The sequence below is a fragment of the Acinetobacter sp. AOR12_HL genome (genome assembly GCF_027855275.1).
GTDB lineage: Bacteria > Pseudomonadota > Gammaproteobacteria > Pseudomonadales > Moraxellaceae > Acinetobacter > Acinetobacter baumannii.
Window position 1 is genome coordinate 49,793 of the sequence record NZ_JAKTIJ010000012.1, and the last position, 12,308, is coordinate 62,100.

Genomic DNA, 12,308 nt, shown 5'->3' on the forward strand with positions numbered 1-12,308 from the left:
AGTCAGAAACGTCTAAGCAAGCCTGTACTAAAAAAAGAAGAAAACCTCCTAGATGAAGAGGTTTTCTATCAGATTACTTCTCTTATAAACAGCTTATGTTTACTTAGAGGTAAATATCTGGTGGATACGGTGTGTTATCACTAATTGGTGAGTAAAGTGTATTTTCAACAAAGAAGCCATTTGGGGCTTGGGTCGTATCAATTGTAATTGAATCGAACATGACTTGCGGATAGGCCCAGATAAACTGCTTCATTAGGCCAAGAGATACGTTATTTTTCATATCGCCAAAAATCCTCTGCCAAATTGGAGTTCGATAAGGTTTGTTTTTGTCGAATCCATAGATATAAGCAATAGATGCATCTGGTACAAATCCAGATAAATAAGCAACTTTATTTGCCGGATAACCTAAATCTTGAGTTGGTATCTGAGAAACAGCTTGATGAGCTAAATCTAATTTAGCTTCTAAAAGCCAGTCATAAGCTTCAGTCATGATGTAATCAAAATTTGGATATGAGTAGTGCTGGCTTGGATAGTTGATATAGGTTGCTAGGGTTTGTATTGGAGAACGAATGGATGGGAAAAATATTAAAGGACACACTTGAGCATTTGCATATTTAGCTTTAATGGCTGCTCGAATATTTTGACAGGTCTGTCCTAACTTATTTCTTAACCAAGTTTTAAACTCATCATACGGCGTACCTGTTTTATTCATAGCCTCATAGATTGTGCCTAGGTCTGGCGCATATAGTCCTGTATCGGCATTAAAGGCTAATTTTGTTGGATAGTCATACACACAAGGTAGATTCGTGTCCGTGTTATACCACCACCAAGGTTCACCAATTTGCATGTTAACATTACAGCCGCCAGCAACCATTGTATCTGCGAACTCAATAAAAACTTTGTGCAAATAAGCCAAAGCATTTTGATCACTTAAGCTAAAGAAATAACTCGGTGGTTGGTAGCCTGTTTTACCTAAATTGCTATTCCAGTCACGCTGTGCCCAAAACTCATTTGCTCCAAGTGAATACATCTCAAAACTTACCCCAAAAATGGGTTGCATGTTTGCATTATGTAGAGCTTGGGCATATTTTTCATGCCATTTTCGGGTACATGCGTTGATGACTGCCTCACCTGTTACCAACGTATCTGGTATTTGCCATTTATTAATATCGCTTTTCCATGTCATTTCAGGATAATGCGACATTCCACAATAGTGGTTTACCAATCCCTGATATCCCAAAGCGACCATATTGTTGACTAGGCGCTGCGGATTCAAGTCATAATGGTCATCATAGCTGGTACAGATCCCATAATTGTGCTGGGGTACAACAACACGACTCAGATTTAACTTTGCATTTGTTCCAGTCACGACTGAATTGGTAATACGAATATAACCATCTTCCGGCTGGCTTAACGGCGTAGCTGACTGGCCGTTATAATGGCTAGTAAAGCCTGAAAATGAGATACGTTGAATATTGGTTACCGGAAAGCTATCTGTAGCAGAAAAACCAGCTTTAACTGTATCCCAGTTAATATGAATATGCGCCGTTCGCGACGAAGGATTATTTGCATAATTAAATAAGACGATATATGCAATTTTATCTACGCCATTGTCATGATAGTACACCGTTAAAGTTGGGGTTAAACTTGGATTATTAAGTACGGGCATAGAAGCCGATAATTCAATATCAAAATCCCAAACTACCCCTGCATAACTATATTTGGTTTCATATGCTAAAAGTTTATGATCTTTCGTGTCATAAGAATCCCAGCTAATCCCTACCAAGTCATTTGTCATACGTGATCTAAAAGATGCTTCAAATCCATTTCCATAATTTGTAATGGCAAAAGACATGGTTTGTGGGCCATCTATTCTCCAGTAAATAGGACTAAACCGATCAATAAGTGTATTTTGGGTAATTGGATGAGGTGATGTATTAGTATTATTTTGCACATTTTGTCGATTAGTTATCATGACGTCATTCTCTTAATGTATTAAGAAGTTTTATATTAAATAAGTATTCTTATTTTACTGTTCAGATAAGTAACAATGACGTTTAAATTATTTACAGTGAATAATTTTAAAAAGCTCAAAATAAACTTAAACAAAAAACTTAATACTATTCTAAAATATTTTTTCTACCGAGGAGACTATAAATGTCAAAATTTATACAGCCTATCAATTTTAAGGCTCTGTTTATATTTACTCCTCTTCTGTTTGTATCAATAGGTTGTAGTGAAACGCTATATTCCCAAACAATCCCATCAGTAAAGTCTTCTTCAGAAAATATCGACTATCCAGAGATCGATACAGCATTAGGAGAAAAGTTACAACCGAATGAAGAAGTAATAGCTCATCAAATAACTCAAGTTATTGAAAAGTCGATTCGTGAACAGTATACAGCGGGAAATGCTTTGCGTGATGCACACCCTAAGGCGCATGGATGTGTTCGTGCTGAATTTCATGTACTTAAAAATATACCAGCTCAACTTGCAAAAGGTATTTTTATTCCAGATAAAAACTATGAAGCATGGATTCGTTTTTCGAATGCTTCTAATAATACTTCTAGAGCAGATATTGAAAAAGACGCACGTGGAATGGCAATAAAAATCTTAGGTGTATCAGGTCAGAAAATTTTAGAAAATGAAAAAGAGGCTACAACTCAAGACTTTATTATGATTAATCACCCCGTCTTTTTTGTAAATGACGGGCAAAGATACCTTTCTTTTATGAACGATCTAAATAGCCATAATATGATCAGAAAGCTTCATATGCCGTTTGCTTTAGGTTTTAAAGGTACCATGAATGCTTTAGGTGCGCGTAATTCTAAAATTTCAAATCCATTATATACACGGTACTGGTCTATGGTGCCCTATCAATTAGGATTAGGTGTTGACCGTCAAGCGGTTAAATACTCCGTAAGAAATTGCTCTACTGTGTCTGCAACTCTACCTGATCATCCTAGCCATAATTTTTTACGAGATGCTTTAAAAGATACATTGCAAAAGCAAGACGTATGTATGAAATTTCTTATACAGCCAAGAACTTCGACTAAAATGCTGGTTGAAGATGCAATGACCGAGTGGAAAGAAAATGAAGCACCTTTTTATCAAGTTGCGACCATTCATATTCCAAAGCAAAGCTTTGATACCCCTGAACAGAACCAATTTTGTGAAAATCTCTCTTTTACGCCGTGGCATGCTTTACCTGAGCATAAACCGCTTGGCGCAATAAATAGAATGCGTAAAATTATTTATGAAAATATAAGCAGAGTTAGACACGATATCAACTCAGCTCCCCGACAAGAACCCAAAAACTAATTTAAGTATAAAAGAACTGCCAATAACCAAAGCAGTTCTTTATAGTTCAGTATTTGATGAGGATGTCCATAGATTTTCTAATGTCTATAAATCAATTTCTCAGCAATAGAGCTTAGGTTGGCTAAATTCTTTTTTATTGGATAATCTCCTTTACTTGTATCTATGGTGATCCGATCAATGAAGTCTGCTAACCATAAAATAAATTCTTCTTCATTTTTATAGCTAGGAATCAAACTGCTATCAAATTTGAGCAATACTTCATCTTGAAGGTTAAGCAGCGAACCACCGAAATCTAAAAAATTATATAAAAATTTTAATTCCGTTCCTGTAATGGCTTTTTTTATTTCTATAATTAAATTATTTAAGCTTTTTAGATAATTGCTTGAAGAGTCTTGTTTAGTGTTTTTAGAAATTTTTTCTGCTAATAGTAAGTATTTTGGCATTTCTATCTCCTTATCAATTTTTATATAAAATATGAGTATAAAATTAAAGTTATAAATTTAAGTTTTCAGTTTTTATTGAAGTGTTATTTATTTTTTAAAATTAATAGAGTTTTATGTAAGTTGCAACTTTTTATTATTTTAAAGTGTGAACTACTTTGAATTATATTCTGAGTAAATTAATAGGTTTTATATGATTACTGAATTAAACTATGCTCTTCTTTAAAATAAATAAGCTCAACACTTTTAATTATTGAGCTTATCTTTAATTGGCTTAGTATGACTGAAGTATTTCACTTTAAACTTAAGTCATTTTATGGGAACTCTTCATTTTATGAATTTTCCCACACTTTCTGCATTCTCTGACTTCATCATGTGAAATATCAAAATCATATTCCCAGATGTGTATGCAGAAAAATTGTCTAATATTATGGAGCATAGACACCTCCTTAAAAAAACCAACAATTATGGAAGTTTTTTAGAGATTCAGAATACATCTAGACTCAATTGTCTAAAAGGGAAATTTTTCACCATATCTTTTTTGAAAGGTATGTGAAAAGCTTAAATTGAAGCAAAAAGAAAATATTTCAAAATATCTTATCTCCTTACTCAATGAAGATAAGTAAAAGTTAGCACTAATCTATGTATCTGTTTTTATAGGGAACAAGTGACTTCTGTTTACAATGAAAACTTATGTGAAGAGAACGAGATAAAAAAGAGATTAAGCCACAAAAAACCGCCCCAAAAGGCGGTTGCTGAATTTTAACAGCTATGAATAGAAGTACGGCAGAAACCCTTCTATATTTCTTATCACATTATTTTTCTTCGTTTATAATTTTCATAAAAGCTTCAGATTTAAAATAGTTAATGATCAGTTCACCTTCATCATCTAGATGTGTAGATTTTGCTGGTGTCTTAGCGTTATCAAATTCGCAATTAAACTTAAAATCGGGCGGAATAAATTTTGAGATAGGTGGAAGATGGGTTTCCCCACCTGTCGTCATTCGTTCTATAAATCCAGCTAACCATAAAATATATTCATCTTTATTTTTATGACTAGGCATGAGGCTAATATCAATTTTGACGGCACATTCATCTAGTGGCTTTGTTAAATATTCGTCAAAGTCAATAAAATTATATTTAAGCTTAAACTTTGTACCTTTAATTTCCTTACGAATCACACCTATTAAGTTATTTAAATGCTCGGTCGGAGTATCAGAGAAAAGATCATCTTCTTTAATTTTTTTATACACCTTTTCAGCAATCATTAAATATTGTGGCATTTCCTATCTCCTTCCTTCCTCTTTCTGGCTGGTTGCTTACTCAGCTTTTTAAGGAAGTATGATAGAAATCATGTGTTGTAATGTAGTTGTTGGTAACTTAATTGTAAGTAATGTAAAGTTATGAAATATGAGTATCTAATAAAACGCATCTTATACCGACAAAGAGAACTACGTCACTGTTTTACTTATAAAAAACGTAAACTATCGAAATAATTGTTTGCAATAAAATACAGCTCACATAATTAGGTTGATTAGTCATATATAACTATAGAAAATTTAAAAAATATTTTATAAGCCACTGTTTTTATTATATTTTAAATTTTAATTTTCTTAGATTATAACAAAATCATACAGTTATTGTGAATTTTGACATATAAATTGAATATAAGAATGCTCTTATAGCTCTAACTTGGATGCAAATTAAATGCTTACATGATCAATCAGCTATATGAGCAGTATAGTACTATGGCCTTAAGTGCTTGGGGCTTTACTGATTTACCTTCTTATACAGATAAATATGATCCTAATGAGAAAGATATAGTGATAAAGACAAATAATTGGTTGAATGATGAGGCAGCAGAGGAAAAAACTCAGCAAGGTCTTACTGCCTTTGTAGCTCTTGATGACGCATTTATGAGTATTGCATCACGAATTTATTTAATTAGAAATGCCAAGGAAACGATTGATCTACAATACTACATTTGGACCAATGATTTTGTGGGGAACCTTATTTTACATGAGCTGCTCAAGGCAGCGGATCGTGGCATCAAAGTTCGCTTATTAATTGATGATCAAAACGGTATAAAGCTCGATGGTATATTAAGAAGCCTTTTACAGCATACCAACTTTGAAATTAGATTATTTAATCCTTATAAATTTCGATACTTACGTATCTTTGATTATCTGTTCCGATTTAAAAAAGTAAATCATCGTATGCACAATAAACTTATTATTGCAGATGGATCGATTGCAGTAACAGGCGGTAGAAATATTAGTAGTGAATATTTTGAAGCAAGTAGTAAGTTTCAATTTACGGATATGGATATCTTATTTTACGGGCATGCAGTACGCCATGCCCAAGCTGTATTTGCTGATTTTTGGGAAAGTACCTTAAGTGTAAATGCAACTGAGATTATCGGAACTTGTGCTGAGCACCATTTAAAAGCTTTAAGAGAGCACTATGAACAACTCCACCACGAAGACCATAGCCTCACTGAAGATAAACTTTACGATGCACAGAGCTATTTAAAAGAGCTTTTAGAGCATAACCCTATTCAATGGTCTAAGGCCCATTTTGTTGCTGATTCTCCTAAGAAAATACTGGGCACTGCAACTCAACATGAAATGCTTTATGGCCAAGTCATGTCTATTATGGGTAAACCTAAGCAACACTTAGAATTAGCTTCAGCTTATTTTGTACCTACCCAACAAGGCACTTATTACTTAAAGCAACTACGAGTTGAAGGCATAAAAGTCCGCGCTTTAACAAATTCTTTTGCTGCAAACGATGTTGCGATCGTACATGCCTTTTATAGCCAATACCGTGTAGAAATGCTTAAGAATGGTATTGAACTGTATGAGTTTAAACCTGTTCTGGAACGACGACGTAGAACGTGGTACGAAATCGTAACAGGCAGCGTTATACCAGCAAAAGGAAAAAATAAGTCGAGCTTGCATGCTAAGTTTTTTGATGTAGATGGCAAAGTCTTTATCGGATCATTTAACTTTGACCCCCGCTCTACCTATTTAAACACCGAAGTAGGTTTGGTGATTGAGTCCAGTCAATTACAAACTCAGATTTCTGTCATGTTAGATCAACATTTACCTCAAGTAGCATATCAACTTAAGCTAAATAGCCAAGGCCAAATTACTTGGCTAGATTACCAAGCCAACGGACAAGTCATTGAATATGATAAAGACCCGGGAACCAGCCGTTTTCAGAGAACAATGATTAAAGCTGTCTCTTATTTGCCAATTGAGTGGATGATGTAATTTTCTTATTACAAGAAACCGATTTCCTTAAAGAATTTCTGATAGGCTTCTGCTTTTTTCTCGAGAGCTAATGGATATGCTCTAGAAGATGACGGTAATCGATATAAATTAATATCGCGGTCTGCAAAATAAGTTGATGTAGATGTCCCAATTAAAGGTTTTTCCGTGTTCTCAGGTAAAACTGAGATTAAGGTATCTGTGGCTTTATCGCCCGTAGTCATAATAGTGTGGCATTGAGGAATCTGTTTCAATAAAACCGCTAAGTCTGTCGGAGTGACAATTTCAAGAAACTTATCTGAAGCATTGCCCTTTAGGCGTTTAATTTGATACGCCGTATCAAAAATAGCAATGCCTGTCTCAATCAGAAAGCTGCGGATAGCTTCTTCGTTAAAGCTTTTTTGGTTCTCACTTAAAAAATAAGTTTTATCTTGAAAAAAGATTAAACCAAAAATTCTCCACATATCGTTTTGAAAGTTCGGATAGTAAAAGTCCATCTTCCATTTATTACGTGGCGGTGGAAAACTTCCCAACATTAATAAACGGGCATTTTCTGGCAAAAACGGTTGCAGTGGATGGGTTTCTATCTCAATTATCATAAAAAATCAGTATTTACTTCAAAATTTATAAATAACTTAACGTATTTTAAGGTTAATCACGAGTCAAGAAGTGCAAATTATCTTAATTAAATGTATTGAGGCGAAACGTTTTGTTGTTTCGCCTCAATCATTTCTAATTTTATATTCATGCTAAAAACCAAAAATATTTAAGAATTTAAAACTTTAAAGACTTTCCCTGTTCTGGGATGAGCAAAGGTGTTATCTTGATCTAAATTGATAACTTTATCTGAAATCACAATCTTGGAAAGCGGTAACCAGTTTTGTTCGATTTCAGCCGAAGCTAAATTTTTCTCCAATGTATTTTCAAAAATTTGTTCTACTACAATTTCCATCCCACACATACTTTTCGCATTAACTTCTTTTAAAATATGGCGCTTTGACATTCTAATCTCCATTTTTTATTCTTAACATAAAAAATAGTAAAGGGTGTTTTGCTACAATGTGTAAAATTTAACATTTGAAGTGTTTTTTTTGTTTTAAACATATTTATTTAATAATTAAATGAATAGTGGAATATCTTTAAAAATAAGTTTTATTATTAAATTAACTTATTAAAGCTATCTTTATTTTAAGTAAAATTAATTTTATAAAAAATAATATTTAAAGGGTTCACGTATGAACCCTTGCATTTAACTTTAAACCTGGACAGCATTATCGAGTGAATTGTTATCTTTACTCTTATTATTATCCTTACTAATCAATGAGTCGGTATCACTATCAGTAGAGAAGCTCTTACTATTCTTTTGCTTTTTCTTGTACATACACATGCCAATCGCAATACCTGTTCCTAATACTAAAATTGACTTTAACATTTTGCACCTCTTCAATTAACGGAGAAACTTCTGAGAAATCAACTTAAATTAATAGCATATTCTTTGTTATTTAAGGGCTTTCATTTGAGCCGCTTTTGTAAGGTATTTAATTTTTATGTTAATTAAAAAGTATAATTTTGAGAAAATAAATTTTGATACAAAGCAAAAAGCCTATTCTCAAAACAGAATAGGCTTTCTACTGTATTTCAGGATTAAGCAGTATTATTAATTGCTTTAAGCAATCTTATTTATGTTTAAATACAATTCCAATGTATTTAATGCTGAACTTTTAGTCAAGATAGGAAAGCGATGATTTGCAATTAATTGGCTATTCTTGTGATGAGGTTCTCATTTTTTAATTAAGCAAAAGAAAACGCCCATTTCTACTTCTCAAAAAGAAATGAGCGTAAGTGAAAACCACTAAAGACCTGAAATACCAAATGTTCTTACATTTAGTAATGTTGATTCTAATTAACTTAGCAATTGGTTGACAATTAAACTAGTTGTACTTTTTTTAGTCATTTCGGCCAATAAAAAATGTAAAATAATTCGCTATTTTTAATATATTTAGCAATAAATTATTTACTTAGGATGCGATTGAGCACGGTTAGCCAGTTAGAAAAACAAATTTTTTCTATAATTTCATTCGAATAATGTCGCTTTTGCATTGCTTCAATCAGTAGGTGTAGTCCCCTTACATCTTCAATTTCATGACTAATCAGTGCTCCATCAAAGTCAGAACCAAAACCGACATGATTTTCTCCCATTTGATCTATTAAATATTCAAGATGTTCTAAAAGTACCTCAATGGATGTGTTTGCATCACGCTGCCCGTCTTTACGCAAAAATGCGACATCAAAATTTAACCCGACTATGCCTTTAGAGTCCTTAATTGCTTTAAGTTGATTATCTGTTAAGTTTCTGGCTTGTGGACATAAAGCATGCACATTTGAGTGAGTTGCGACAATTGGCTGCTGAAGAATGTTAGCTGTATCCCAAAAAGCTCGTTCATTCATATGGGAAACATCAATCACCATTTTTTTATCAGCACAGCGCTTTATAAAAGCTTTACCTTCGTTTGTAAGCCCTGCTCCGGTATCAGGTGAATGCGGAAACTTGGCATTTAAACCATGACCAAAACGACTTGGTCTATTCCAAAGTGGACCGATGCTACGAAGCCCAGCATCATAAAATACATCGAGTAAATCTGGATTATGTTGTAATGCTTCAGCACCTTCCATATGCAATACAATGGCTAACTTTTGCTGTGTTAGGCAGTGCTGGATATCCTGAACAGTTGTGCAAATTTGAATGTCGTTAGAGTACTCGGCAAGTTGTTTTGCTAAATCGAGCTGTGCCAAACAAATGTGTTCAATTTGCTGTTGTGTGAAGTCAGATGCGTCTTGGTCAAAGAGTTTGTTGGGATGATGCTGCTTAACATAATGAAAAGGCGGCAAGAAAATAGCAAACATACCGCCAACAAAACCGGCTTGTTGGCAACGTTTTAAATCGAGATGTCCGGCTAAACCTTCTTGAATAAAAGCTTGAGCAGGATTGTTATGATCACTTAACCACAATCGGGTTAGTACATCATTATGGCCATCAAAAACAGGAAATGTGCTATGGTTCATATCGGTTTTCTCATAGCTAATCATCTACAATATTTTGAACCGGAATGTTTTGTTGAACCGTAAATTGCTTTGAATTTCGGCTATTACGGAATACCAATTTTTCCAGAGAGGAATCAATTTCGCTCTCGGCACGTGCCTGCTCAATGAATTGATGATACGGCGATTTACCACAAACAGGATCTGCGTTACTTGCGTCGCCTGTTAGCATATAAGCTTGACAACGACAGCCACCAAAGTCGCGGTCTTTATCTGGGCAACTACGGCATCCTTCTGGCATCCATGCATCACCACGGAAGTGGTTAAAACCGGTAGACTCATACCAGATTTTTGATAGGCTTTGTTCACGAACATTTGGGAAAGAAATCGGTAATTGTCTTGCTGCGTGACAAGGTAGCGCCATACCATCTGGAGCAACTGTAAAGAAAATTTTACCCCAGCCATTCATACAGGCTTTTGGTCTTTCTTCGTAATAATCAGGCACTACAAAAATAAGTTTGCAAGGATGATTTTGCGCTTTTAACTTTTCCCGATATTCATTGGTAATACGTTCGGCACGTATGAGTTGTTCTTGTGTCGGTAATAAACCCTGACGGTTTAAAAACGCCCAACCATAAAACTGACAAATTGCTAGCTCAACTGTATCCGCATTAAGTTCTAGACAAAGTTCAATAATTTTATCGATCTGGTCAATGTTATGCCGATGAATTACAAAATTGAGGACCATCGGATAATCATATTTCTTAACAAGTCGGCACATTTCATACTTTTGTTCAAAAGCATGTTTCGACCCTGCCAAAGCATCATTAACGACCGGATCACTCGCTTGAAAGCTAATTTGGATATGGTCTAGGCCAGCTTGCTTTAAATGAGAAATACGCTGTTCGGTAAGCCCCATGCCTGAGGTAATCAGGTTGGTGTAGAAGCCTAGTTGGTGTGCATGCGCCACAAGCTGCTCCAGATCTTGACGCACCAAAGGTTCACCACCGGAAAAACCGAGTTGTACAGCCCCCATTTGACGCGCTTGATCAAAAACATCAAACCACTCTTGCGTGGTCAGTTCATTTTTATGCTGCGCGTAGTCTAAAGGGTTTGAGCAATATGGACATTGTAGCGGGCAACGATAAGTTAACTCCGCTAATAACCATAGAGGTAGGCCAACACCTTCTGTCATACTAAATCAATCCAGTGTTGTTGCTGGGCAACTAACATGTAATCAATAACATCGTTGTCAATTTCGGCTACATCACCAAATTGTTGCTTGAGCTGGGCAATAATTGCAGAAACATTATTTGTCCCATCAATATACTGTCCAATGGCCCCTGCACTTTCATTTAATTTGATCATGCCTTCAGGATATAAAATGACAAAGCCATTTTGAGCAGGCTCAAATTGAAAGCGATAACCTTGGCGCCAAGTAGGCACAAGATTTACATCAAATTGTTCTTTATTCATTTAAATAGTCCTTTGTGCCATACCCGTTCTTGAGTCACGCTATGATATGGTGCTTCATTGTGTACATATGCCAGTGTTAAAGCATCTAAAATGCTCCATAAAATATCCAGTTTAAACTGTAATATTTCCAGCATTCTTTGTTGTTGTTCATGAGTAGTAAATGAATCAAGCGTGATTGTTAAACCATGTTCAACATCACGGCGTGCTTGACTTAAACGAGAGCGGAAATATTCATAGCCCTTGTCATCAATCCAAGGGTAATGCTGTGGCCATGATTCAAGTCGAGACTGATGAATCTGAGGTGCAAATAGTTCAGTTAAAGAACTGCTTGCTGCCTCACGCCATGACGCACGGCGTGCAAAATTTACATAGGCATCTACGGCGAATCGTACACCCGGCAAAACCAATTCTTCGGAAATCACTTGCTCACGACTCAAGCCTACAGCTTCGGCTAACCGTAACCATGCTTCTCGTCCACCACCATCAGGATATTCACCATCTTGGTCAATCATGCGCTGAATCCATTCCTGTCGCACACGTTGATCAGGACAATTTGCCATGATCGCAGCATCTTTGAGCGGAATATTGATTTGATAGTAGTAGCGGTTTGCAACCCAAGCCTGAATTTGTTGTTGAGTGGCTTTACCTTCATACATCATCACATGAAATGGATGATAGATATGATAATACTGACCTTTATCAATAATAGCCTGTTTAAATTGTTCGGTCGTTAAAGCTTCAGGTGTTTGAGTCATGTTTC

The 12,308-nt window shown here is 35.1% G+C and carries 11 protein-coding genes; 2 read left to right on the forward strand and 9 right to left on the reverse strand.

Annotated elements, in window-relative coordinates; translation table 11 throughout:
• Positions 1-103: 103 nt before the first annotated feature.
• Positions 104-1,975, reverse strand: coding sequence for a non-contractile tail sheath protein (locus tag MKL36_RS04500; protein WP_002067650.1), 1,872 nt, complete (start codon positions 1,973-1,975; stop codon positions 104-106).
• Between the two features lie 182 nt (positions 1,976-2,157).
• On the opposite strand from MKL36_RS04500, the gene MKL36_RS04505 reads away from it, so the two are divergent.
• Positions 2,158-3,321 carry a catalase family protein gene (locus tag MKL36_RS04505; protein WP_021510754.1) on the forward strand — a complete coding sequence of 388 codons (1,164 nt, stop codon included), beginning with the start codon at positions 2,158-2,160 and terminating at the stop codon, positions 3,319-3,321.
• Positions 3,322-3,398: 77 nt separating this feature from the next.
• Here MKL36_RS04505 and MKL36_RS04510 read toward each other — a convergent pair whose 3' ends face one another.
• Positions 3,399-3,764 carry a hypothetical protein gene (locus MKL36_RS04510; protein WP_021510755.1) on the reverse strand — a complete coding sequence of 122 codons (366 nt, stop codon included), beginning with the start codon at positions 3,762-3,764 and terminating at the stop codon, positions 3,399-3,401.
• An 812-nt stretch (positions 3,765-4,576) separates the two neighbouring features.
• Positions 4,577-5,044 (reverse strand): hypothetical protein, encoded by a 468-nt coding sequence (locus MKL36_RS04515; protein ID WP_001136797.1) that lies wholly within the window; start codon positions 5,042-5,044, stop codon positions 4,577-4,579.
• Between the two features lie 432 nt (positions 5,045-5,476).
• Between MKL36_RS04515 and MKL36_RS04520 the strand changes: the two genes are divergently transcribed.
• Positions 5,477-7,036, forward strand: a complete 1,560-nt coding sequence (locus MKL36_RS04520; protein WP_021510757.1) for a phospholipase D family protein — start codon at positions 5,477-5,479, stop codon at positions 7,034-7,036.
• Between the two features lie 8 nt (positions 7,037-7,044).
• Here MKL36_RS04520 and MKL36_RS04525 read toward each other — a convergent pair whose 3' ends face one another.
• The 6 genes from MKL36_RS04525 to pqqC all read right to left on the reverse strand — a co-directional run bounded on the left by MKL36_RS04525 (position 7,045) and on the right by pqqC (position 12,303).
• Positions 7,045-7,632, reverse strand: coding sequence for a uracil-DNA glycosylase family protein (locus tag MKL36_RS04525; RefSeq protein ID WP_000582742.1), 588 nt, complete (start codon positions 7,630-7,632; stop codon positions 7,045-7,047).
• Positions 7,633-7,799: 167 nt separating this feature from the next.
• Complete coding sequence (locus tag MKL36_RS04530) at positions 7,800-8,036, reverse strand: hypothetical protein (RefSeq protein WP_000044010.1); 237 nt, start codon at positions 8,034-8,036, stop codon at positions 7,800-7,802.
• A gap of 1,007 nt (positions 8,037-9,043) precedes the next feature.
• Positions 9,044-10,096: a dipeptidase gene (locus MKL36_RS04535; protein WP_021510759.1), complete on the reverse strand. Its 1,053-nt coding sequence runs from the start codon at positions 10,094-10,096 to the stop codon at positions 9,044-9,046.
• A 16-nt stretch (positions 10,097-10,112) separates the two neighbouring features.
• Positions 10,113-11,267 (reverse strand): pyrroloquinoline quinone biosynthesis protein PqqE, encoded by a 1,155-nt coding sequence (gene pqqE / locus MKL36_RS04540; protein ID WP_000134716.1) that lies wholly within the window; start codon positions 11,265-11,267, stop codon positions 10,113-10,115.
• On the reverse strand, positions 11,264-11,548 hold the full coding sequence (gene pqqD / locus MKL36_RS04545; RefSeq protein ID WP_001031364.1) for a pyrroloquinoline quinone biosynthesis peptide chaperone PqqD: 285 nt from the start codon (positions 11,546-11,548) through the stop codon (positions 11,264-11,266). Before pqqD ends, pqqE begins: the two co-directional genes overlap by 4 nt.
• Positions 11,545-12,303 (reverse strand): pyrroloquinoline-quinone synthase PqqC, encoded by a 759-nt coding sequence (gene pqqC / locus MKL36_RS04550; RefSeq protein ID WP_000195110.1) that lies wholly within the window; start codon positions 12,301-12,303, stop codon positions 11,545-11,547. Before pqqC ends, pqqD begins: the two co-directional genes overlap by 4 nt.
• Positions 12,304-12,308: the final 5 nt, after the last annotated feature.